Below are 21,542 nucleotides of genomic sequence, written 5' to 3'. Positions count from 1 at the left end.
CGATGGCCATCAGGATTTTTAGCAGGGTCATGGTTCCAGCCCCGTGGTATCAAAATTCCTGTTGAGCGCGGTCTCCATCTTGCGAATGCAGTCCCGGATCCGAGTAATCTGCACCTCCGGAAACTGGCTTTTTCCCATCACGTCGAGGGTGGCGCAGAGGTGTTGATCGTGTACCTTCTCCGCCAGCATGCGCGCGCAGGTGCGCAATGATTCGCCGACGCGCCGTTTATCGATGATGGCAAATGCCCGACAGAGCTCCAGCGTGACGAGTGTGTCCGGGAACTCAGCAAACCGGCTGGTGGCGATAATGTCTTTTGCTGTGCTCATGATGGTTTACCTTCTTTCTGCGCCAGCTCTTCCACCGCCGATACTGAAAGCCACCAGTAGCCATTTAACTGCTGCACTTTTCCCTGCTTCTCCAGCTCCAGCAGCGCAAAGATGGAAGAGGAATTGTCGATACCCGATCTGGTTGCAATTTCCCGCGCGGGGGCTTTGCCACTCAGTTGCAGTGTCTGGACTACCAGCTGCGTGCACGTTTGTTTGTCCATCAGGATTCTCCCTGCTGATTAATGATGCTGTTAGCCAGCAGAGTGGCCATACCTGGTAACTCCTCGAACGAGACGCAATAGGCCGGGTTAGCGCATAGCCCTTGCAAGGCGGCGATGGTTAGTTGCTGCCGGTAGATGAGGGTAAATTCCGACTCTGGGGCTTTTTGGGCGGTGCTGGTGGTCTTCTGCTCCGTGCATTTTGGTGGTGCTGGCGTGCGGTATTCCACAATGGCATCCAGCATAATTTTCTGGCGTACATGCAGATCATCAGACCAGGACTCAAGAACAGTCGTGGCCACGTCATGAATCTCTTCATCGGTGAAGTCTGGCGACAAACTAAATTCTGTGGTGACAATATCGACCAGCACGAGGGGGATCAGATGTGATAGAGGATGACCGGCGATCGCAGTCAGCTCGGCAACGTCCTTTTCGTTAATCATATCCGTGCGGGCACTGAGTAATTCATTCAGTTCGGTGGCGATCTTAATTTCACGGTCATTCAGTGCCGGTGGCACTTCCTGTTTTTCGACTTCATTTGAGGGGGGGGTATTGATTAGAGCGTCGACAGAGAAAACCCCGCCGCCGAGGTTCTCAATTTTTGGCTGTGCGCTGCCGTCAATCCACTTCGGGTCACTTGGGTCGCTGATTCCGGAAACAAATTCGCCGCGCCCGGCTGCCAGTTGTTTACCGGTTTGATTTTCGGTGGCATCCCGTTCCCGCTCCGCACGGGCAATGTCAGCATCGAACTCTTTATCGCTAAGTGGCACGTTTGCCGGTGCATCAGCTTCTCCTGGCGAAAGCGGTCGCGTTTCATCATTCTGGGTATCTCTTCTGACAGTGCCGCAGGCAATATCAATAATTTCCTGGGTTGGCTTTGCGTGATCGGATTCAATCAGTGCGCGGTTGATATATTCACGCAGCGCGACCGGATCGAGGCTAAGGCCTTCCGGTGCTGACTTTATGAGCGCGATAATGGCTGCACGGGAAAAGTCCAGAATGCCCGGCGTTCGGCGGAACTGTTTCCACCATGCAGTGAAGCGGGGATCCGTCTGATTCTCGGCCATTGCTTTTGCCGGGGTTAAAAAGTTACTCGGGATGGCGTAAATGTTTACCGGCTCGCCAGAGCTTATAATCGCCAGCGCCACTTCAACGGCAAGTGTCTTGAGGTTGTGAATCATATCCGGGCTGCGGTCGGTCTGGTTTCCGCCGCCCAGCGTAGTGCCGGATTCGGTGCGCTGCGTGGTGGCGTCGGTTGTGCTGGTGGTATGTGGACGCTTATCAAGCGGAGCATCCAGCCACTTCGCCAGAAGCCTGGCTATTTCCGGCCATTGAGTGGATTCTTTTGCTGTCTCGCGTACCCAGGCGAGCAACTGAACCTTACGTTCTGGCTCCAGCGCCAGCACGCGAGTTTCTTTTGAGATGGCTTCCGCAAGGTTTTGCGCAAAGCTGCTTTCATCGTCATTAATCAGATCAACTATCAGTCCGTACTGTGCAGCGGTGATTTCCTCAACCGGCCCGAACAGTGATAAGCAGGCGGCGCGGGAGCGCAGATCGAGGCGGGCGACAGATTTCAGCACAGGCACGCTGTCATCCTGCTCCATCGGGATTGGTGCAGGCTCACCAGACTTGTCAATCCACACAGCTGTTTCGAAAAAGTCAGATGAGAAAACATCCAGCGCAGGACAAGGGAGACCATTACGATGCTCCCAGACTTTGGCTTTGAAATAGTCCTCAATCCACTCCGGATGCTCAGCAGCGAGCTTGCCAAAAATGACAGCTTCAGCCACAGCTTTAGTGGTGGAGTTAACAGCAATCACCAGGGGCTTCAAATCAGTATTTTTTTTCAACGCCTTATCTTTAGGAAAATAAGCGCCGCCGAACACTTTTAATTCTATAGACATAATAACCTCTGTGGGAATTAATAATTAAAACGGTAACTGGAGCGGGAGCGTAACGAACTTCTTAATTTCGCCTGAGTTGCCTTTAGTGCATTTTTAGCTGCTCTTTTATCTTTGCAGGCAGTACATAAAAAATCTGAGCCTTTATAGGGGTAGTACTCTGTTGGCCGTGAGTGCATATCTTCTTTATTATGCTTGCGACCGCAGTCGGTACAGCTACACTGAATATTATCCATTGTGTTACTTCCTTTTTTGTGTAGGGGAGTGCCTGCCGGTTAAGGCATATTTATTAATAAAGGTTTTCTAAATCAGGTTTTAGAGTGGTGAATTATTTCCGCCACTTCATAGCACTCGCCATTAATGTGCCGGGTTTTATTAACTGAGTTGCATTTGGATGCGCTCTCGTAAACATCCAGAATGGCATCCTGTTGATGGCCGTTCACAATGGCATGAATGACGAGTGCCCACATCAATAATGCGAAGGTCAGGCGGTTCTTTTGTAAATGTCTCATCAGGTAGTTCCATATTTACAGTGAGTAATGCTCTTTGCATGTCGCCGTCGCAAATACTACAGTCACCAAAGGATTCATAATTCTCTGCCGCGTCGTGTATGTGCACGTTGCGGTAAAATGGATGCTGTCCGTAAATGACTCGTTTTCCGTCCGGCTGCATACCCGCTTTCATCAGAGCCTTTGCCTGGCGCCATAAAAGTAGATTTGAAAACTTTACTGCTACAAATGCGCGAACCTGTGCGGCCTTAATAATTGCTTTGTTCATAAAAGCGCTCCAAATTAACAGACTTTGCAGTGTGGTGCCGGGTGCCTCCCGGTGACCGTAACCAGCAATTACGGTCGGCATACAAGTTCCACGACTGATATAACTATTTGAAAAAATGCTGTGCCACGTGCGCATAGCCGTATTCACCACACTGCAAAGTCTGTTTTTTAAAAAGGGCGGTATCAGCCAAAGGAATAAAAACTGATACCGCCAAACGCGTACAGCATGACGTTGTGATGCCGGGAGTTGAACCCGGATAACGTCCGGCCGGACCGCATGAGATACGCTGGGTTATGAACCTTGCGTAGTGCTCACCTCCCCACACAAGGGGCGCTCTGTCCAGTTGAGCTACACCACAACCGGAAGCGCATTCCACCATTTGGTTTAACGACAAAGCTCAAATGTGAAAAGCAAGAATGCGCTTTCGTGTTGTGTGCCTGCTTTGTTAACCCTCTCAGGCGGCGAGGGGCCTCTACGTACCCCTACGTCGAGTTCTGTTAAGTGCCTGTTTATTTATTCACCTCAGGCGGCGGTGATATCCTTGCGGGGAGTTCAAACCATGCAAGGAAACTAAATGAGCCATATTAAAGAACGTCTTGAGAAAGACATGCCTCTCTTCATTCCAGTACGGCTGGAAGCGGTTGCAATTGTGTTGGAGGAGCTAATTACACTCCTCTCGCCCGAGCAACGAGATAAACTTGATTCGGCAATAATATCCAGTTATCCATCGGTAAAGAATGCGTCAGCTTTCGAGCCTTATACTCTTTCTTACCAACTTTCACTTTTCCTCAAGAAACCGATCAGCAGCGATAATTAATTTCTCAAGGTGAACTCCAATATCTGGGTTACGTATCATTACAGCCTGAAGGTTTAATATCTCGTCGGAAACTTTTTTTGCTAGGGTTTCTGACGATTCTTTATTCCCGATGAATACGCGACTGGCGAGCTCCAGTGCAAGACGGGCATCTTTCGGGCTTATCCCTTGAGTGCTGGCCATCTGATACGCGGTTTCTGCAATTTCCGCAGCAAGAGCTAATACATTTTTTCCTGAGTAGGTCGTCATTTCTAATTCACCGTTGTTTAAAAAACGAAAACGCCAGAAAAGCAGGCTAGTTTCTCGCCGAACCTGTCGAGTTTGTAACCCTCGAATTTCACGTCGTGATTTTTATCTACGCCATCGAGAGGAGAGAATAGGGCGGCGGCGTCTGCTTCAACCGTGTCCCACTCTTCGTTTAGTCGCAGCGCTTCGGTGTGTGCTGCGTTTAGTGCCTTTTCACGAAGCGGTTGGGTGTGCTGATGCCAGAAAATAGCCATCACCGGTGATGCCAGGCGTGGCAGGTTATCGTCAAATGCCGCGTTAATGTCCAGAGCTGCTTCGTGCGCCTCGTCGGCATCCAGAACGCGGGTCAGTGCGGCATTGAACTCACGGATCTGTTGCTCAACGGTCATTGTTGCCAGCTCTTCGCGAGGCTCCACGTAATCGTCCAGCTGCGCGGCGCAACGTTCCAAATCTGCAATGAGCTGCGCCTTACGGGTGTAACCAGTGGTCGGGAAATCAAAGACTCCAGTAAAACCAGCCTGCTTCACACACTCATTCCAGTTAGCGATCAGCGCCGCGATGGTGCGTTTTGCTGTATTCGCCGCTTCACTGCGTGCGGTACGTGCCAGGTCGATTGCGTTTTGTTTGGTGGTCATTAGCTTTCCTTCTGCTTGATGAGTTATCCCCTTATCGCCGGGGAGGCGGAACGTTTTTACCTACAGCGTCGTTTGCTGATGAACATAATATTAACCATATGCATATTTATGATCAATATGCATATTGATATTTTTCTTGTTGTCGGGGGTATCTTCTTGAATATTAATAGAAAATATTTTTAATCGTGATGGACGGTATGAGATAGGCAAAAAAAATCCCGCCAAAATGGCAGGATTAGATAAGGAGGAGGTTATTTGGAGCGCTTTTGAGATGCCAGCATGTTTTGAAAGGCTTCTTTGTATAGCTCGTTTTGCCCTTTAAGATTTTGAATTATCTTATTTTTCTCCGCCTCTGGAAGTATTTCGAAAAGATTCAGAAGGTCGGATTGTTGTTTGTCAATCAATCTCCAGCCGGGACCATCAAAGTTTTCATCATAGGTGCCAGATGATCGGACGTAATTCATTAAGTCCGTTAAATCAGGACGCAAATCTTCAGGCTTTATTCGTAGCAGTACTGCAAATTTCAGTGCCGCATCTGTGTTCAGGGGAGCTTTACCATTCAGGTAGTGACTTACGGTAGATTGAGTTTCAAACCCCATAAGCTCTGCTGCAATCTCTTGCGTCAGCTTTAATTCTTTTTTCTTCTCATCCCACGCAGCTCTTAAACGCTTGGTTGCTTCTGGTGGGGCGATGTCTTCACGTTTTCTTCTCATCTTTCCATTTTATGAGTGTAAGTAATATTTTGAAACTGATTTAGGTATTGATCGTTAATATGAATATCGTTAATATTTTTTTTTGTGAATATAACATTGGTGAATTTATGACACTCGCAGAGTTTTTAAAGAAAAGTCGCATGCGACAACAGGATTTGGCGATTGCTGCAGGTTGTTCGCAATCGATGATTAGTCGCGTGCTTACAGGTAAAAGCAAGTTTGGCAGTTTGGCTGCTTTGTCTGTAGCTAAAGCAACCTCATACCAAGTCACTCCGCATGAGCTACGACCTGATATTCACCCCACGTCAACCAGCGGTCTTCCAGCAGATAGTACCGCTGTACCAAATAAGGAGTCTGATTAATGGAAATCAATTACACCCAAATCCTGCCGCTGCTAATCGCCTGGGCCGACGGTGCCGATCCCGACAGTCGGGTCCGGGGCCGCGAATCGGTCGGTGATGAAATTGCGCGTGCAGCTGCCCGGCTTGGTATTGCTGGTGGGCTTCAGGAACCCAATACCGCGCAGGCGTTGCACAACAACCAGCAGCGTATTTTCCGCTGGGCAGCCGCCGAAACCGTGGCGCAGCAGCGAAAGATCGCAGAACTATACCCGGCGATTATTGACGCACTTCCGGAGGGCCTCTCCGCGCAGCTGCTTGCCAGAGACTCACTGCAATATCGGGCGCTACAGGCGGCTGAGCGTTCCGTTAAGACCGCGATGAAAGAGTTTGTACGTGCCAATAAGGCGATCGCCATTCAGGAGCTGTTGGCCGAACGTCAAAACGACGCGGTAGGTAGTTCGTCTGAAAGCTGTATTTACCACTGATCCGGAGGTAACCATGCGTACTGACCAGGAGATTATTGAACATGCTCGTGCGGTCCTGCAGCGAAACGCAGCGAATGCGCCAGCAGATCGCCGCGCAGAGATTCTTCCGGGAAGGAAATTCCGCGCTCATCGCGGTGGCATGGTGACGCTGATTAACCGGTCGCAAACTCGTGTGACGTATCGTCGCGAGGGGTATTCAGAAATCTGCGAGATAAGCTGCAGAGAGTTCGATCGCAAGTTCACAGAGGTGAAGTAGTGAGCTCATTAATCAGGTTGTTTGATCGCCCCATTGCGTATCAACCAGCTTTTGCGCAACTCAGGGCGGGAAAAGTGAGGGCAGGGCCGGTGGCCGCTGTTCTGCTTTCTCAGTTCGTGTACTGGCATAACCGCATGGATGGCGAATGGATGTACAAAACGCGCGAAGACATCAAAAAAGAGACGGGATTAAGCCGTGACGAACAGGAAACTGCCAGGAAAAGGCTGGTTGCGCTTGGTGTTCTTGAGGAGCAGCTACGCGGTGTTCCTGCCACGCTGCATTACCGAATTAATTCTGTACGTCTTGAAGCGCTTTTATTGTCTCCAGACCGCGAAGAATCACAGATGGGGGCAACCCCGCCAACTAGAAGGAGGCAATCCCGCCAACAAGATGGTGGAAACACCGCCAACAAGATGGTGGAAACCCCGCCAGCAAGTAGGGGGGAACCCTGCCAACAGGCTGGGGGTGATCCCGCCAACTTTCTTACAGGAGATTACACAGAGAGTACTCAGGAGATTACACAGGAGATCACTCAATCACCCGGCGAGAAAAATTCTGTGGATAACTTTTCTGCGGCGGCAATTTTTGACGCCGGGAAGAATCAGTGGGGATCTGATGGTGATCTGGAATTTGCTGAGTGGTTCTTTGCCAGCATCGTCGAGCTGCACGAAAAGGCCGCTGAATATGACGGGATGATTTCCAGGCCAAGAGAACCGGACTGGCCATTGTGGGCAAATGAGGTTCGGTTGTTGCGTGAGGAGCAGGGCTGCAATCACCAGCAGATGCGAAACCTCGTAGAGCGCATTCAGCGGGATTCGTTCTGGTGCCCAAAGATACAAACCGCTGATGTCCTGCGCAACAAATGGCCAGATCTGGTTTTACGGCTTAGCCCGGTGAGCCTGGCCAATGTCGGCGGCGCGTTTGCCGCTAGTTTCAAATGTGATGACGAGATCCCCAGGGGTTTTGCCGGTAACAAGGATTAACGGGATAAATTTTATGGCTAAGAAAAACACAGCAAACATAGGCCCGACGGTTTTTGAGTTTCTGAGAAAACATGAGGGAATGACAACAGCGGAAATTGCCTGTGCGCTGGGAAAGACCCAGGCATCCGTCGCTGGAATACTGGCTCAGCAGTTCAGTCATGGTCGAGTTATCAAGACCTGCAATCCGAAAGGGGGGCAAGCCTGGTACGTCAATAATCTTCCATTCGGCTGCAGCAACCCGACTCTCATCATGTTCAACCAGCTTTTGAAGGAGTACCGCAATGCAGCGTGTTGAGCTTCCAAAATGCCCGACATGCGGGAACACGGTTGAGTTGTTTTGCAAAGAAACTCGCTGGGCTGGCTCCGCGCAAATCCGCTGCGTTGGTCACCACCATATCGGCATGGGTTATTCCCTCGGCGATAAACAGGGCGCTCGAGAACGTTTGCTAAAGTGCTGGCAGGAACTGACAGACCAGGTAACACAGGGAAAAGATAATGGCTAATTCATTCAAAAAAATGACGACCAGCGGCGTGATTAAGCGCCTTCACCACGGGATGTTTATCAGCATCGACGATATTCACATCCAGCCAGGTTTTAACCGTCGCGACGATGACGAGACAACAAGGCGTGCTAATGACGAGCTCTATGAATACTTGGTGAACGGTGGAACCGTGCCGCCTCTTGAGGTCTACGAACGTGAAGAGGGTGGGGTGTGGATTGTGGAGGGGCACCGGCGATACAGCTGCTACCTGCGCTGCCGTGATGCTGGTAAGCCGGTAAACCAGATTCATATCATCCCGTTCAGGGGCAATGATATCGAGCGAAAAGCTCGCGTCATGACGTCAAACCGTCAGCTGGCACTTTCAGATATGGCGAAGGCCGGTGTTATTCGCGACCTGGCTGCATTCAATCTGACGACACAGGAAATCGCGCGATACGTACACCTGTCAGTACCGACCGTCGAAAAACTGATGACGCTGGGTATGGCCAACCATGATGTGCAGCAGGCGGTTAAATCAGGTGATGTGGCCCTGAGTGCTGCCGTTGAGCGTGTTAAGGAGTTTGGTGAAAAGGCCGGTGAAGTTCTGGAGCAGGACAAAGCTGCTGCCGCAGCTGCAGGTAAGAAAAAGGTGACCCGTAGCTTCATTGCACCGGAAATCAGCGTGAAGAAAGCCCGTCGTCTGGTTGAACTGGTGGCGCTGGCCAACATCAGTGAAGAGGGCACCATCACGCTTGACGGTCTGCCGCTGGCAGAGCTGCTTGAAATTATCGATGAACATAAATCTATCGCTGCACAGCGCAGCAAGGCGGCAGCATGAGCGACAACATCAAAGTGCTGAATTATGACCCGACTGACCCGGACAAGATGCGTCTGCCAAAAGGTTCAAGCTGCGGTAACTGCCATCATATCCGGCGCTGTAAATTCATGTGCGGCCACACGGAAACGGATACCTATTGCGACTGGTCACCATCACGTTTCATCCCTGCAAGGACAGAAGGAGCCGCCAAATGAGCACAAACAAGCAGGCGCTGAAGCCAGGGACGTACGCCATTCTCTTCCGAGATAATTGGGATGGTGAGCGTGACGTTTATGAAACACTGGCGACTCTTGGCGATGATTTGATTTGGTATCACCACGAAAACGGTAAGGCGCTTATTGAGTGTGAAGGTGACGAAGTTCTGAAAGCATGGCCTCTGGATGATGGCGGTAATGTGCTGGCGCTGCTGGATGAGCTGGAAGCCGCAGAAAACTTGGCAAAACAGCAGGGAAATATCGCGGTAGCGCTGCTTGATGAGGTAACAACATTACGTCGGAACGCCGATGACAAAGCGCCGGAGCTGCGCTCTCAACTTGAAGAAGCAGAGAAGCGGATTGCTGAGCTTAACGAGTTTGTCCAGCATGTTAAAAAATGCCTGGTCAAAAATGACGAATACGCACCACTTAGCCATGAGGTAATTGACACCATTCTGGGTATTAACGCCGCTGGCATCACAGTGAAAGGGGGATGAGCATGTCCATCACCAACGGCTATGCAATAGATGCTTACTGTGATTGCGAGCAATGCCAAACCGAAACCCTGCCAACAGGGAAATATTGTCGAGCTGAAATGATTAGCGCCGCTGGCGAGACTTACGCAGAGTGCGCAGCCGAAATTAAACACCACGGCTGGCAACTATCACGAAACAGAATGGCCGCGCTCGCACCAGGCCACAAAAAGCCTAAAGGCTGGGGGCAGTAATGACATTCACCAAAGCAGAATTAACGCGAATCATCGAAAGCGCTGATGACGTTATCACCGCACTGGCGGGAACTAACGAAGATTGCCATCGAGAAAATGACGACATGATTCGTCTGTGGGATTACCTGAATGATGTCGCCGCACCTCCTGCGATAGTGAAAAAACTGGCTGAAATGGCGCTGGCGGGGATGGAAGCGGAGCCTGTGATTATTGTTGGCGACGATGGTGGCGACGCTCTGGCATATCGCAGGCTGATTCAGTCGTTCGAACCAGGCACTAAGCTCTACACCGCCCCGCAACCCCTTACCACCTCCGAGCGAGCAGAGCTTGAGAATTACCGGAACGCGCAGCAGGTAGTGCCGGAAGAAATAACCCAGGAGAATGCGCCAGAGATTCATGAAATTGCTGCGGAGGTCGAGTGGTTAGGTTTACGAGGCACATATGGCTCATATGCTGTCGGCTGGAACGCCTGCCGCGCCGCCATGCTTCAGGGTAAAGCTGATGGCAACTCTCCGGTGATGCCGGATTGGCAAGTTGAAGCTGAAAAGATGGCCGAACTTCGCGGTAGCAGCTTTGTTTTATTCCGTAGCGGAGAATCGCCGCAATGCGCTGACCCATCTAAGGTCGTTATTTCATTCACTGATGAAGGGCATACATGGAGTCCAGGATTAATTCACCCGGAGAATTGCCAATGTGATGAACATCGCTCTGCCATGCTTCAGAGTGGTGCGAATAAAGACTAATCACCCATTTGTTATTAACAAATCTCAGGTTTGTCATTATGCGAATAATTACACGGAAGAAACCCGCTTTTATGGAGCTGTACCAGACTGGCGTTCTTAAGCGTATTGCAGCAGTAAAAACCGAAGATGGGGGCTGGCGATTATTTGGGGTATGGCGCGATAAAGATATCGCCGTTTTTGTTGAGGCGGCGCGTGGCGGTATTCGTGAATGGTCAGGGCTGGATTATCTGGCGGGATTCGTCGCCAGCTGCGGTATAAGCCTGTGGGAGGTTCACAATAAAACGGAACGGCAGGGACCAGTATAATAATGCTTTGAAAAATTTAGGGAATGAAAGAGAATCATGTCGGGTGCTTGAGGCTATCTGTCTCAGGCATGAACACCGAATGGCAGATAGAGAAAAGCCCCGGAAACATTGAGCGTCTTGCTGGACGCTTAACATCAACCGAGGCCACATCTAATGCTGAACACATTTAGAGTAGCCTCTTACTGGCCGAAAGGTCAAGGAGTAGCAGGCTATGAAGCAGCAAAAGGCGATTATTATCGCCCTGATCGTCATCTGTATCACCGTCATTATGGCGGTGCTGGTCACGAGGAAAGACCTCTGCGAGGTACGAATCCGAACCGGTCAGACGGAGGTCGCTGTCTTCACAGCCTACGAATCTGTTAAGTAAGAGCAACCGGCGGGGGGGCGATCTCCCGCCACTCTTTTTATGGTTTAGGTATCCTCAACGCACCCACACTCTATAACCCGCCAATGGCGGGTTTCTTTTTATCGCGAGATATGAAAGTTTTTAATCGTTACCATCAATAAAAACCCCGAAATTAACCACGCATTGAAGCACAAATCCCGTATTGATCATAAGGATAGTGAGATGAAGCGTTTCACTATTGCTAATAGTAAACATAAGTAACACTTAAGCATTGATTGATCGTTATAACAGATCGATAAGTGGTAATTCGATCTGTCTCACCTATTAGACTTAAAGCTGTATTTGGGATAAATCTTAACCGCGCATAAGCATTGCCATCGATGGAAGGCCCTCCGGAAGGAGTAAATAAACCTAATGGATGAAGAAAATGACCTTTGATGAATTGAAACCAATGCTTCCTAAGGACGGAAAGGTTTTGCTGCGCGTAAGTGGTGGCGAGATCCAGTTATATGCACTGATTCCAGAAGACCACATTACCTTGTCATTAGAAGCATTTATTGAATATGCAGAAAGGCTGGGGTGGGAAATCAAAAAAAAGTAACCTATAATCGCAACGTTAGCCTGAACAGCTAGCAACCTGCAGCGTCATTACAGAGAATTGTGATGGCGACATTATACGTAGTACTTATCTCACACCGCACCGACTGGCGCGGTGCTTTCGTTTGTTCTGCGCACCCAGGCGGTGCAGCATGAGCAAATCAAAAACCAAAGCCGAAAAACTCCACCTGTCTCGCGTCACTGAGCTGGGTTGTATTGTCTGCAAAAATCTTGGTTTTGAAGACACTCCAGCCGAAATCCACCATTGCAGCAAAGGCACGGGCTTATCGGTGCGGGCTGACAATTTCCATGTTATTCCGCTTTGTCCCTTTCATCACCGAGCTGGTGGCCACGGAAAAGCAGTTCATGCTGGCCGCCAGACATGGGAAAACAATTTCGGAACCGAAAGCGAACTGCTGGTGCAGGTACTTTATGAACTGGGAGGTGAGGCATGACCCCACGTCAGCGCAGAGCGCATACCAAAGCCCTTGAACATGCAGCAGCTGCGCCGCGCAAAAGCTGGCTGGGTAAATACCGTCCAATGACCGATATTCAAAGCGCCTGGACAAAGTCGCTTCTGACAGTATGGGGTGAGTGCTATGGCGGCAGAACGTCGGAACAGTCCCGTCTGGACGGTGGGGGATTCTGGAATGATTTGCAGGGTGATGAGTGGTCAGATGCTGCTGCAAAGCGGATCACCGATACGATTAAAGGTCTGCGGAAAATTGGATACAGGGGAGAAGACCTGCTGAAAATGGCAAAAGGTATTCTCTGGCCAAAGCCTACGCTGTCGGATTCTCTCGATGCCCAGATGAAAAAAGACGATGGTGATTTTGTGGAGAAGTGCATTTTGTCCGCGCTTAAGAATGACGACCCGGTTTATGTTGTAGGCGTTGCGTTTTATGCCGGGCGCAAACGTATTAGTGACATAGCGCGGTATCTTCAGAGAGTCGCTCCTTGGTTAACCCGAAAGCAGGCGGAAGACCGGGTGAGGTGGTGTGTATCACATTTTAGCAGTGCGGTTTTTCTGTCGATGAAAGCTGAGATAAAAAGGGTCCGTGAAAATAAACCTTGAAAACAGGTAAAAATAGTCGATAATTCAGTCATGCTTGGCAGAGCTGCACCGTGATGGCAGTGATAATAAGCAACAACAATTTGAAACCTCGCTCCGGCGGGGTTTTTTATTATCTGACGATCCTGCGCGGCCTCCCTGGCTGTCTGGTTTCACGATATGCAGAAGGCCCACGCTAGCGCGTGGGCTTTCTGCTATCTAGAGAGTAGACGGTAAATACGGTATCTCGGCAATAATGTAATTAATTGATTAATCAGGTAACTAGTTGTTAGTCAGGGGTTGCCATGATTATTTCCCGTTTCCATTATCCCTCACACGCCGACTTAGCTCAGTAGGTAGAGCAACTGACTTGTAATCAGTAGGTCACCAGTTCGATTCCGGTAGTCGGCACCAAAAATTCAGCAACAGGAAAGCGCACTGACAAAGGTTGCGTGGGGTAGCCTCACTCTGGCTGGAGTGCGGTCAGTGTGCTTCCCTGTTGTGATGAATCCCCCTAAGCGGTGGGGCAGAACCAGTGCAAACAGGTGATACCCGTTTTGGTGAGACTGAACATTGCGAGGCATGGCTACTGACCAAAGCCTCACCGGGAGGCACCCGGCATCGCAACAGCTCACAGTAGTACGAATTGGATGTGCAGTTCACTCAACAAGAAAGCGCACTGCAGGGATGAATCCCATGCGTTGGGCACGATGGGACAGTGCGTTTCCTTGTTGTGGTGAATCCCCCTATGCGGTGGGGCATATAAAAAATGGTTAACGTTAGTTATGCGAGCAGTCAAGCTCACCGGGAGGCACCCGGCATCACAACTACTAACTACTAACTACTAACTACTAACTACTAACTACTTGAACATGAGTAATTTTTAGAACATTCAACAAGTAAGTGTATTGGCATGGATGAAGCCGAGTCGAAGGAAAACTTGAGACAGTACACTTTCTTGTTGTGATGAATCTCCCTATGCGGCGAGGCGTAAACAGTAAAAGCACGGCCTGTTATTACAGCTAAGCACATCAATAAAGCGCGGACCGGGTGGCTGACCTATGGTCCACCTGGAGGCACCAGGCATCACAACAACTGAGGAAGAAAAATTGGACCTGCCAATTCATTCAACAAGTAAACGCTCTGCAGGGATGAATCCCGGCGTTTGGGTTCGCCGGGACAGTGCGTTTACTTGTTGTGATGAATCCCCCTGTGCGGAGGGGCAAACCAGCAATCTTTACCTGTATGTAGCAAAGTCTGTCGATTGCGAGTCATGGCTGCTGACCAACGGCTCACGGGGAGGCACCCCGCATCACAACAGCTTTAAGGCCCTTAGCTCAGTGGTTAGAGCGTGCGGCTCATAATCGCCCGGTCGCTGGTTCAAATCCAGCAAGGGCCACCATGCGTTGTTAGCTCAGATGGACTGAGTATTGCTTTCCGAAGGCAAGGGTCACTGGTTCGACTCCAGTACAGCGTACCAATGCGGTCATCGTATAATGGCTATTACCTCAGCCTTCCAAGCTGATGATGCGGGTTCGATTCCCGCTGGCCGCTCCATAATTGCAGTTAGCGAGGCATGACTATCGGCCAAATGTTTACTAGGATATTTTCAGAAATATCACCAAGGATGAGGAAGTTAACAATGAAGAAATTATGCACTGCGCTCTTAATGCTTATTAGTTTGTCAGGGGTGGCTTCAGAGTCAATACCTTTGGTATGTCTGCCACAGAATCCTGACGATCAGTCGGCAACTGGTATCTGGCCTTCGCCATTTTTATCCGGGGATAAAGTGTGTTTTGACATTAGTACTGATTCTGGAAACTCGTGTGTTGGAAATGGAAAAACCACAAAGTGGTTCAGCAGTGCAGTCATAATTGATATCGATGGTGAAAACCAAGGGAGAGATGATACTTGGTTTCGTGTAGTTAAGCCGACTATCACGGGCGAACGCATTGAGTACACTATTGAAGCAACACGAGATAACAAAAAATGGGGTGTTGTTTCGCATGTGACAATTAATCGACTTTCCGGACAGGCAGTCGATTGGTTTATCGGAGAACATGGAGGCACGACTTACCAGTGCCACGTGGAAAAGAAAAAAATCTGATAGCTCGGTGGATATTATAATTTTTTAACACACTGAATCATCACTACTATTTTAAAGGCTAAAAGATAAACCATATTTCGCTCAATTTTGACTTGTTGCAAGAGTAATAAGAAACCCGCTTTTGAGCGGGTTTTCTCGTTTCTGGGTATTCGAAAATATATCTGGCAAGGTAAACGTCGCAAGGCATGCTTTGGCACTAATTATGATGCTGCGCTTATGCGCGGCCTTTTTATATATGGAGAGACTATGAATACAATTATTATCGCCATCACTGGCGTTGCAGTCATCTGCGCGCTATCCGGTTGCGCCGGTGATTCATTGAGAGCACAGCAGGAAAAAGAGCGCGCAGCTTTGAGTAATAAGCAGCAAGCCGATCGCCAGGTTGATCGTTCTAAAAAGGCGCTGGTGGTTTCTACAGCTGTTACTGCCGATGCTGCCCACAATCTGGAGCAGGCTAAACAAAAACAGAAAGATGCGGATGCGACTCTGCAGAGCATTCTTTTCCCGTCGCTCTCCATCTCGCTTTAGTTCTTCGGGGGCGTTATGAAGAAGAAAAACAGGCGTCTGTTGATTAACGGTCTGCTGGTGGCTGCGATTGTATTGATGGCCGCCTGTTCTGCTGTGTCGTTCACCCACGTCAACGGTGCGAAAGGCCAGGGCGTTACCAACGCTGAGGTACAGCCGAATAACACGGTGGTAGTGACGTACCCGAACGGGTCAGCTTGCATCGATACCAACCCCGGCGAAAGCCAAGTCTGCAAAGGAAACTGATATGAGAACGCTGATGCTGTGTCTGGCGTTGTCGTATTTGCTCACCGGCTGCGTGTCTCAGCGATACCTCGGCGTGCAAATCAGTTCAACGGACCAGATGAGTTTTACCCGCGTGCTGGTGAACGGTAATGCGGTCGTAGTTTGCCAGGTGGGGGAGTAATCATGCCTATAGAACAGGCTGGGAGAATAATTGGAAAAGCCGCTGCTGCTGGTGGCTCGGTAACTGTCGCTGATATCACCGACGCAACGGAACTGGGAAAAGATATTCTGCTGGCCGTCGATGTTCCGACACTGCTTGCGCTGATCTCTGCGATGGGCTCTAGCGGCGATCAGGTTCTGGACGGAAAACTTCAGCTCAATCACCAGCTGGTGCTTAAGTCTGTACAGCAGACCGATGCCAACGTTATCGCGTTCTATTTTGGCGAGGATGACGGTGTAATTGACGTCGCTATCAAGGCAACCGGCACAGTCAATAATCGTGGGCAGATAGCGATTAGCGTTCGTGATGATTCTGAGAGTTTAATGAATGTCATCACTATCGACGGGAGCGACAAGCTTGTGTTGTTCCAGCCGCAGTACAGGGTTTTCATGGGAACCAATGTGGTCGAAATAAGCAAAATCACGTCTTTCGGCGGGCAGTTGATAGCCTGTCAGGATAAAGACGCAGTGAAAACGCTGCTGGGTATTTAGGGGTAATTATGGCATCAGATGCTCCGACTATTGAACTGGATAAGAACTGGGTCAGCCTCACTAATGGCACCCAGACGGCAACGCTACAAGTCTTTCATGATGCGGTCCGGGTTGTGCCCTCGGTGGCAGAGCCTGCAGCTGATGAAGAGGGTTTTATCCTTGAGCCCGGAGTGTGGAAAGTTACCCCGCCCACGGTTGCGTGGATAAGGGCTCAAAACACATCTTCACGGATTGTGGTCCTGCTTGAGTAGCGCCAGTCCTGTCAATTTATAAGCCAACGAGCCTCGCATTTGCGGGGCTTTTTTACATCAAAATTAGGAAATTATATGGGTTTTAAACACGAACTGGGTCAGGCCGTTCAGGTCACCATCAGTGGTGAAAAGGGCAGCGTAAAGGGGCGTGCTGAATACGCCAGTACGAGTAATCAATATTTAATCCACTATCTGACGGCCGACGGTCGTGGTGTTGATGGGTGGTTTGATGAAGGTGAGCTGTCTTCAGCAAACCCTCTGTCATAAGCATTCAACCCCGTGGTAACGGGGTCTTTTCATGCGCATCGTACGCGCTATTTCACGAGAGTCTTTCAGTAGTGAGCCTGAGGAATGCCGTCAAAGGTGGCGACCTCTCTCGGGCGGTATTTCTGTACGACAGGCTCACACCTTAAAGGAAACGCAATGAAGAAATTAATTACCGGCGCGCTTATGTCGGCCATTTTTTACATAGTTATGGCGTCCATGATATTTGGCATATACACCGGCCATAGCCAGTTTGTTGGCATTGCGGCCGCTGCGTTCTGGATCCTTATTTTGTTGGGGATATTTATTAGCTGTTTTATCGGTGTCGCCGCCAGTTTGCTGGAATCGCTGGTGGGTGAGTCCCTAAAGACGACCATTGAATCCCTGCAGCGGTTTTCAAGGAAAAGGCACATCGTTATCCGTGTGTGGGGCTGGGGGTGCTTGATCGCAGCAGTGGTCCTGCTGGCCTACAGCGGCTGGATATTCACAGCGGTTTGCTATGTCCTGGCATCTTTATTTGTTCACCTCGTCGCCTCTGTTGTGCGCGGTAAGCTGAAAAAGCATGAAGAACGGTCAGGGGAAGACTGGGAGGAAGTATTGGACCAGCGGAAACAGGAGCAAAAACACTTTTCCGGACGAGGTGGAGACTATGGCTAGTCTGCAGGACTTACGTAGCACGCTGGGGGGCATCAGAAAGCAAATCCCCTTTGCGACAGCGCAGGCGCTGACGAATGTAGCGCGCCAGATTGAGCAGGGTGAGAAGAAAGGACTGCAGCGACAGCTGGAGAACCCTACACCGTTCACTGTGAATGCGGTTCGTTCGACAGCTGCGCGCAAAACAAACCTGACAGCCAAAGTCTTCGTGATGGATACAGCGGCCAGCTATCTCGATCCGTTTGAGTTTGGCGGGCTTCATAAGCTGAATGGTAAGGCGCTGCTGAACCCCAAAAACATCAGGCTGAACAAGTACGGCAACCTGTCGAGGAACAAGCTGGCGCAGTTGAAAGCCAATCCCAATGACTTTATTGGTACGGTCACAACTAAAGCCGGTAAGTCTATTAATGGTGTATGGCAACGCCGGAAAGGAAGAAAGGTTAAGAGCAGGAGAAAGCGCTCACCAAACGGAGAGAGACGCGAGCGGAAGAAGCAGCGAGCACCAAAACTACTCCTTCGCTTCGGTAACGCACTCCCCGTTAAAGAGCATCTGGATTACTTCGCGCGAGCAAACAAAATGGCAGAGGTGCTGATGCCATCAGCGTTAAGCCAGGCGATGGCAGAGGCATTGAGAACGGCTAAGTGATGAGTTTATTTCTGACAATAACAGACCGGGGGAGGGGATCAAAAATGGGTCCCTCCTGGCGACTTTTTGTTTCACGGGCATTGCGCGCCGCGTTGTTTTTCTAGCTAAAAATTTTTGAGTTTGTGTCCCATGTCCCACGTGCATACTTATGCATAATCTTCTGTAAGCCTTGCGGTTGCTGGATTTATTGCTTTTAGAACGTGGGACATTTGCATGGGACATTGGCAGGTATGTCCCACCATATGTCCCACGGGTATGTCCCACGAAGATGAGGCCAGTTTGTCCCATGACTACAATGAACCGGATCGATTACGCCCGTCATGCTGGCGTGGATCGTAAAACGATTTCTCGCTGGATTAAGGCGGGGAAATACATCGTTCTTTCAGGTGAGGATATTGACGTTGAGGCAAGCGATCGGGCTGTTGCTCTCTGGCGCAACAGCACTGACGGCAGAACCAAAAATGCGGCTAAGTCAGAGCCCTCCCCTCGGAGCGAAACAGGCGACGCTGATCCCGATAGTGCAGATTCTTTTGTTAAGACGTTTATGCTGGCTAACGGAGCAAGCTGGACAAAAGAGGAGGCCAGCCGCGTTAAAGAGAACTACCTTGCCCTGCTGACCAAATTAGAGTTCCAGCAAAAGGACGGGCAGCTCATTGAGCTGGAGCAGGCCGAAAAGGTGCTGTTTGATTGCTTCCGGGCTCAGCGGGATTCCTGGCTGAACTGGCCCGCAAGGGTCGCCCCTTTGATGGCCGCCGATCTTGATGTGCCTGCTGACAGGATGACCGAGGTATTAGCTGAGCATGTCCACAAACACATTACCAGCCTCGGAGAGCCTGAGTTTAACGCAGAGGAAGACTGATCGCCTTGCGGCCAGCGTCCGTAAAGGCTGGACTCCTCCGCCGAGAATAAGCGTTCCCGACTGGGCCGATGAATACCGCAAGCTCGCCAAAGAGTCCGGCAGTACGTCGGGGAACTGGGAAACCGCGACCGTCGAAATTGCCAGGGGGCCGATGCTTGCGGCCACGGAGTCCGGGGTCCATATCATCACCGTGATGTGCTGCACTCAGCTGATGAAAACAGCGCTGTTGGAAAACCTTTTTGGGTATTTTGCGCATCTGGATCCGTGTCCGATGTTGCTACTGCAGCCGAAAGAGGCCGCCGCTGAGCAATTCTCAAAAGAACGTATCACCCCGATGTTGCGCGTCACGCCGGTCCTGAGAAAGCTGGTGGGCGGTAACAAGCAGAAAAATTCGAAAGAGACCCTGCTGTATAAATCATTCACCGGCGGCTTTCTGGCGCTGGCCGGTGCAGGGAGTCCCGATAACCTTGCCCGTCGTCCCATTCGTATCTTGCTGGCGGATGAGGTGGACAAATATCCCGTCACCCGCGAAGGGGATCCGATTGCCCTGGCTGAGGAGCGAACCGCAACGTTTGGCCTGAACTGGCTTTCCATTCGTGCCTGCTCCCCCACAGTGGAAGACGAAAGCCGGATTGCGGACAGCTACGCGGATTCAGATCAGCGCCGCGCGTCGGTGGAATGTCCGCACTGTGCTCACAGGCAGTTCCCGGATTTTTTTAAACATGTGCACTGGACCAAAGATGAAGATGGCGGACACCGACCTGAAACGGCACGTCTGCACTGCGAGAGTTGCGGTGTGGCCTGGTCGGAAGGGGATCGCCTCCGGTCGCTGAAAACTATTCGCTGGCACCAGACCCGCACTTTTGAGTGCTGTGGTGTCAGGCAGTCACCACTGATGGAATATGAAAACATCTGGCGCGATAACGACGATACAGCGGTAGAGCGGGTCTGGTCATGGTCTGCTGACGAGCGTCACGCTGTTTATCGTGCCCGATGCCGGTGCTGTGGCGCGCTGCGGGTGAGTAATGTTCACGCCGGCTTTCAGGCGTCGAAGCTGTTCAGCCCCTGGCAGAAAGATAAACCGTCCGATATCGCGGGCAAATACCTGAAGGCCAAAGGTGACCCGGATAAAGAACAGGCCTGGTGGAACACGCAGATGGGCCTGCCGCACCGGCCGGTGCACGGTAAGGCTATCCAGCTGGATGTGTTGCTGGCCCGGCGTGAAGTGTACGGGGCTGAGGTGCCTGACGGTGTGGCCGTGCTGACGGCCGGGATAGACACGCAGGATAACCGACTTGAAATTGAAGTGGTGGGCTGGGGGCGGGATGAAGAGTCCTGGTCCATAGCCTATGACGTGATTGAAGGTGATCTGGAGACCCCTGAACCGTGGGAGCGTCTCGATGCTTACCTGCAGCAAATATGGAGACGGGCTGACGGTCGCGGTTTTGTTATCAAAGCCGCCTGTCATGATTCCGGGGGCTCGCACTCCCAGAAAGTTTATGACTTTGCAAAAGCCAGACTGGCCCGGCGTATCTGGGCCATAAAAGGGGAGTCTGCCCGTAATGGTAAGCGTTCGCCGGTGTGGCCGAACAAGCAGCCGACGTCCCGAAGTAAAAAGTCATACCGCCCTGTGATACTGGGGGTGAACTCCGCCAAGGATTCTGTCCGTGGCCGTCTGCATATCGAGGCACCCGGTCCGGGCTATATGCATTATCCATCCGACCGGGACATGGGATGGTTTGAACAACTCCTGTCCGAGCGACTGGTGGTGAAAGAAATCAGTGGTCATCGGTTTACCGTCTGGGAGTTGCCGGGCGGAAAGGCAAACGAAGGCCTGGACTGCAGGGTATACGCCTACGCGGCTCTGCACGGTCTGATGCATATCGGCTTTAAGCTCAACGCAACGGTGGAGAGTGTCGCCGCAAATCCTGAAAGCCTGTTACCGCCGCCGGCGGCACCAGAGGAAAAACACAGTCTGCGCCTGCCTGGTGCAGAACTGCCGGCGACGCCGGAAAAACCGAAAAAACTCCCTCTCCATAAACGATTAGCAAGGTAATTCCATGACAGCGAACTGTGGCCCGCTTGCGGGTATGACGCAGGAGCAGCTCCGTGCGGCGCTTGCGGCTGCGCAAAAGGCCTACACCGAGATGATGTTGGGGCAGATGGGTGTGTCATTTTCCTATGCCCAGGGGGACGGGACCCGCTCTGTGACGTACAAGGCAACGAGCCTGGAGTACCTGAATCAGTTTATTCGGGACATTCAGATAAGGCTTGGCATCTACTGTGGCCCGCGTAGTCGCTATCAACGATTCAGGTACTGA

The 21,542-nt window shown here is 50.9% G+C and carries 35 protein-coding genes and 5 tRNA genes; 31 read left to right on the top strand and 9 right to left on the bottom strand.

The genetic code is table 11. The features are described 5' to 3' along the window. Window positions 1-27 precede the first annotated feature (27 nt). The 6 genes from ACB496_RS12965 to ACB496_RS12940 all read right to left on the bottom strand — a co-directional run bounded on the left by ACB496_RS12965 (window position 28) and on the right by ACB496_RS12940 (window position 3,581). Window positions 28-327: a hypothetical protein gene (locus ACB496_RS12965; RefSeq protein ID WP_371972792.1), complete on the bottom strand. Its 300-nt coding sequence runs from the start codon at window positions 325-327 to the stop codon at window positions 28-30. Continuing rightward, complete coding sequence (locus ACB496_RS12960; protein WP_371972790.1) at window positions 324-548, bottom strand: hypothetical protein; 225 nt, start codon at window positions 546-548, stop codon at window positions 324-326. The genes ACB496_RS12965 and ACB496_RS12960 overlap by 4 nt, the downstream gene beginning before the upstream one ends. Continuing rightward, window positions 548-2,449, bottom strand: a complete 1,902-nt coding sequence (locus ACB496_RS12955) for an exodeoxyribonuclease VIII (RefSeq protein ID WP_371972788.1) — start codon at window positions 2,447-2,449, stop codon at window positions 548-550. Before ACB496_RS12955 ends, ACB496_RS12960 begins: the two co-directional genes overlap by 1 nt. Before the next feature lie 305 nt (window positions 2,450-2,754). Beyond that, window positions 2,755-2,862, bottom strand: a complete 108-nt coding sequence (locus ACB496_RS12950; RefSeq protein ID WP_370446871.1) for a hypothetical protein — start codon at window positions 2,860-2,862, stop codon at window positions 2,755-2,757. Next, window positions 2,822-3,304 (bottom strand): hypothetical protein, encoded by a 483-nt coding sequence (locus tag ACB496_RS12945; protein ID WP_371975271.1) that lies wholly within the window; start codon window positions 3,302-3,304, stop codon window positions 2,822-2,824. Before ACB496_RS12945 ends, ACB496_RS12950 begins: the two co-directional genes overlap by 41 nt. A gap of 150 nt (window positions 3,305-3,454) precedes the next feature. Further along, window positions 3,455-3,581 (bottom strand) — tRNA-OTHER (locus ACB496_RS12940). Between the two features lie 216 nt (window positions 3,582-3,797). Here ACB496_RS12940 and ACB496_RS12935 point away from each other — a divergent pair. Beyond that, on the top strand, window positions 3,798-4,040 hold the full coding sequence (locus tag ACB496_RS12935) for a hypothetical protein (protein WP_371972786.1): 243 nt from the start codon (window positions 3,798-3,800) through the stop codon (window positions 4,038-4,040). Here the strand turns inward: ACB496_RS12935 and ACB496_RS12930 are convergent. The 3 genes from ACB496_RS12930 to ACB496_RS12920 all read right to left on the bottom strand — a co-directional run bounded on the left by ACB496_RS12930 (window position 4,002) and on the right by ACB496_RS12920 (window position 5,631). After that, window positions 4,002-4,286 carry a hypothetical protein gene (locus tag ACB496_RS12930; protein ID WP_371972784.1) on the bottom strand — a complete coding sequence of 95 codons (285 nt, stop codon included), beginning with the start codon at window positions 4,284-4,286 and terminating at the stop codon, window positions 4,002-4,004. The two genes, ACB496_RS12935 and ACB496_RS12930, sit on opposite strands and share 39 nt — an antisense overlap. A 17-nt stretch (window positions 4,287-4,303) precedes the next feature. Next, window positions 4,304-4,918, bottom strand: coding sequence for a hypothetical protein (locus tag ACB496_RS12925; RefSeq protein WP_371972782.1), 615 nt, complete (start codon window positions 4,916-4,918; stop codon window positions 4,304-4,306). 251 nt (window positions 4,919-5,169) lie between these two features. After that, window positions 5,170-5,631 carry a helix-turn-helix domain-containing protein gene (locus tag ACB496_RS12920; RefSeq protein WP_371972781.1) on the bottom strand — a complete coding sequence of 154 codons (462 nt, stop codon included), beginning with the start codon at window positions 5,629-5,631 and terminating at the stop codon, window positions 5,170-5,172. Window positions 5,632-5,690: 59 nt separating this feature from the next. Here ACB496_RS12920 and ACB496_RS12915 point away from each other — a divergent pair, with 59 nt between their 5' ends. The 30 genes from ACB496_RS12915 (at window position 5,691) to gpW (ending at window position 21,542) form a co-directional block, all read left to right on the top strand. Continuing rightward, the gene (locus ACB496_RS12915; RefSeq protein WP_371972779.1) at window positions 5,691-5,993 is read left to right on the top strand and encodes a transcriptional regulator; all 303 of its coding nucleotides are present in this window, start codon (window positions 5,691-5,693) and stop codon (window positions 5,991-5,993) included. Further along, the gene (locus ACB496_RS12910) at window positions 5,993-6,457 is read left to right on the top strand and encodes a toxin YdaT family protein (RefSeq protein WP_371972777.1); all 465 of its coding nucleotides are present in this window, start codon (window positions 5,993-5,995) and stop codon (window positions 6,455-6,457) included. Before ACB496_RS12915 ends, ACB496_RS12910 begins: the two co-directional genes overlap by 1 nt. A gap of 13 nt (window positions 6,458-6,470) precedes the next feature. Further along, complete coding sequence (locus tag ACB496_RS12905) at window positions 6,471-6,713, top strand: DUF4222 domain-containing protein (RefSeq protein ID WP_371972775.1); 243 nt, start codon at window positions 6,471-6,473, stop codon at window positions 6,711-6,713. Continuing rightward, window positions 6,713-7,696 (top strand): primosomal protein I, encoded by a 984-nt coding sequence (locus ACB496_RS12900; RefSeq protein WP_371972773.1) that lies wholly within the window; start codon window positions 6,713-6,715, stop codon window positions 7,694-7,696. Before ACB496_RS12905 ends, ACB496_RS12900 begins: the two co-directional genes overlap by 1 nt. 13 nt (window positions 7,697-7,709) lie before the next feature. Next, complete coding sequence (locus tag ACB496_RS12895; protein ID WP_371972771.1) at window positions 7,710-7,991, top strand: hypothetical protein; 282 nt, start codon at window positions 7,710-7,712, stop codon at window positions 7,989-7,991. Window positions 7,992-8,191: 200 nt separating this feature from the next. Then, window positions 8,192-9,016 carry a chromosome partitioning protein ParB gene (locus tag ACB496_RS12890; RefSeq protein ID WP_371972769.1) on the top strand — a complete coding sequence of 275 codons (825 nt, stop codon included), beginning with the start codon at window positions 8,192-8,194 and terminating at the stop codon, window positions 9,014-9,016. Then, complete coding sequence (locus tag ACB496_RS12885) at window positions 9,013-9,210, top strand: hypothetical protein (protein ID WP_371972768.1); 198 nt, start codon at window positions 9,013-9,015, stop codon at window positions 9,208-9,210. Before ACB496_RS12890 ends, ACB496_RS12885 begins: the two co-directional genes overlap by 4 nt. Beyond that, window positions 9,207-9,707: a hypothetical protein gene (locus ACB496_RS12880; RefSeq protein ID WP_371972767.1), complete on the top strand. Its 501-nt coding sequence runs from the start codon at window positions 9,207-9,209 to the stop codon at window positions 9,705-9,707. Before ACB496_RS12885 ends, ACB496_RS12880 begins: the two co-directional genes overlap by 4 nt. Before the next feature lie 2 nt (window positions 9,708-9,709). Next, on the top strand, window positions 9,710-9,937 hold the full coding sequence (locus ACB496_RS12875; protein ID WP_371972765.1) for a hypothetical protein: 228 nt from the start codon (window positions 9,710-9,712) through the stop codon (window positions 9,935-9,937). Further along, complete coding sequence (locus ACB496_RS12870; RefSeq protein WP_371972763.1) at window positions 9,937-10,680, top strand: hypothetical protein; 744 nt, start codon at window positions 9,937-9,939, stop codon at window positions 10,678-10,680. The genes ACB496_RS12875 and ACB496_RS12870 overlap by 1 nt, the downstream gene beginning before the upstream one ends. Before the next feature lie 38 nt (window positions 10,681-10,718). After that, complete coding sequence (locus tag ACB496_RS12865) at window positions 10,719-10,985, top strand: hypothetical protein (RefSeq protein WP_371972761.1); 267 nt, start codon at window positions 10,719-10,721, stop codon at window positions 10,983-10,985. 211 nt (window positions 10,986-11,196) lie between these two features. Beyond that, window positions 11,197-11,352 (top strand): Hok/Gef family protein, encoded by a 156-nt coding sequence (locus ACB496_RS12860; RefSeq protein WP_371972759.1) that lies wholly within the window; start codon window positions 11,197-11,199, stop codon window positions 11,350-11,352. Window positions 11,353-11,758: 406 nt separating this feature from the next. Beyond that, entirely contained in the window at window positions 11,759-11,932 is a 174-nt protein-coding gene (locus ACB496_RS12855) for a hypothetical protein (RefSeq protein WP_371972758.1), read from the top strand. Between the two features lie 148 nt (window positions 11,933-12,080). Next, window positions 12,081-12,383 (top strand): Ref family recombination enhancement nuclease, encoded by a 303-nt coding sequence (locus ACB496_RS12850; RefSeq protein ID WP_371972756.1) that lies wholly within the window; start codon window positions 12,081-12,083, stop codon window positions 12,381-12,383. Beyond that, window positions 12,380-13,003 (top strand): hypothetical protein, encoded by a 624-nt coding sequence (locus ACB496_RS12845; protein WP_371972755.1) that lies wholly within the window; start codon window positions 12,380-12,382, stop codon window positions 13,001-13,003. The genes ACB496_RS12850 and ACB496_RS12845 overlap by 4 nt, the downstream gene beginning before the upstream one ends. Before the next feature lie 314 nt (window positions 13,004-13,317). Next, window positions 13,318-13,393, top strand: a tRNA-Thr gene (locus ACB496_RS12840). Window positions 13,394-14,306: 913 nt separating this feature from the next. Then, window positions 14,307-14,381 (top strand) — tRNA-Ile (locus ACB496_RS12835). Window position 14,382: 1 nt separating this feature from the next. Continuing rightward, window positions 14,383-14,459: transfer RNA gene (locus ACB496_RS12830), tRNA-Arg, on the top strand. A 2-nt stretch (window positions 14,460-14,461) separates the two neighbouring features. Then, a tRNA-Gly gene (locus ACB496_RS12825) sits at window positions 14,462-14,536 on the top strand. An 85-nt stretch (window positions 14,537-14,621) separates the two neighbouring features. After that, window positions 14,622-15,086, top strand: a complete 465-nt coding sequence (locus ACB496_RS12820) for a hypothetical protein (protein ID WP_371972754.1) — start codon at window positions 14,622-14,624, stop codon at window positions 15,084-15,086. 246 nt (window positions 15,087-15,332) lie between these two features. Next, the gene (locus ACB496_RS12815) at window positions 15,333-15,614 is read left to right on the top strand and encodes a hypothetical protein (RefSeq protein WP_371972753.1); all 282 of its coding nucleotides are present in this window, start codon (window positions 15,333-15,335) and stop codon (window positions 15,612-15,614) included. Window positions 15,615-15,629: 15 nt separating this feature from the next. Beyond that, entirely contained in the window at window positions 15,630-15,857 is a 228-nt protein-coding gene (locus ACB496_RS12810; RefSeq protein ID WP_133159673.1) for a hypothetical protein, read from the top strand. 1 nt (window position 15,858) lies between these two features. Next, the gene (locus tag ACB496_RS12805; RefSeq protein WP_371972752.1) at window positions 15,859-16,017 is read left to right on the top strand and encodes a hypothetical protein; all 159 of its coding nucleotides are present in this window, start codon (window positions 15,859-15,861) and stop codon (window positions 16,015-16,017) included. Window positions 16,018-16,019: 2 nt separating this feature from the next. Beyond that, entirely contained in the window at window positions 16,020-16,547 is a 528-nt protein-coding gene (locus ACB496_RS12800) for a hypothetical protein (RefSeq protein ID WP_371972751.1), read from the top strand. Window positions 16,548-16,873: 326 nt separating this feature from the next. Further along, complete coding sequence (locus ACB496_RS12795; RefSeq protein ID WP_103948297.1) at window positions 16,874-17,065, top strand: hypothetical protein; 192 nt, start codon at window positions 16,874-16,876, stop codon at window positions 17,063-17,065. Between the two features lie 156 nt (window positions 17,066-17,221). Then, a complete protein-coding gene (locus ACB496_RS12790; protein WP_103948298.1) occupies window positions 17,222-17,719 on the top strand; it encodes a hypothetical protein in 498 nt (165 codons plus the stop codon). Next, entirely contained in the window at window positions 17,712-18,362 is a 651-nt protein-coding gene (locus ACB496_RS12785) for a hypothetical protein (protein ID WP_371972750.1), read from the top strand. Before ACB496_RS12790 ends, ACB496_RS12785 begins: the two co-directional genes overlap by 8 nt. 295 nt (window positions 18,363-18,657) lie before the next feature. Beyond that, entirely contained in the window at window positions 18,658-19,221 is a 564-nt protein-coding gene (locus tag ACB496_RS12780) for a hypothetical protein (RefSeq protein ID WP_371972748.1), read from the top strand. Continuing rightward, a complete protein-coding gene (locus tag ACB496_RS12775) occupies window positions 19,163-21,277 on the top strand; it encodes a phage terminase large subunit family protein (protein ID WP_371972746.1) in 2,115 nt (704 codons plus the stop codon). The genes ACB496_RS12780 and ACB496_RS12775 overlap by 59 nt, the downstream gene beginning before the upstream one ends. 4 nt (window positions 21,278-21,281) lie before the next feature. Then, window positions 21,282-21,542, top strand: a complete 261-nt coding sequence (gene gpW / locus ACB496_RS12770) for a gpW family head-tail joining protein (protein WP_371972744.1) — start codon at window positions 21,282-21,284, stop codon at window positions 21,540-21,542.

It is taken from the genome of Lelliottia nimipressuralis, from assembly GCF_041464075.1.
Lineage (GTDB): Bacteria > Pseudomonadota > Gammaproteobacteria > Enterobacterales > Enterobacteriaceae > Enterobacter > Enterobacter nimipressuralis.
Note: the sequence above shows the minus strand (reverse complement) of the source record. Positions and strands in the feature narration are given on the sequence as shown.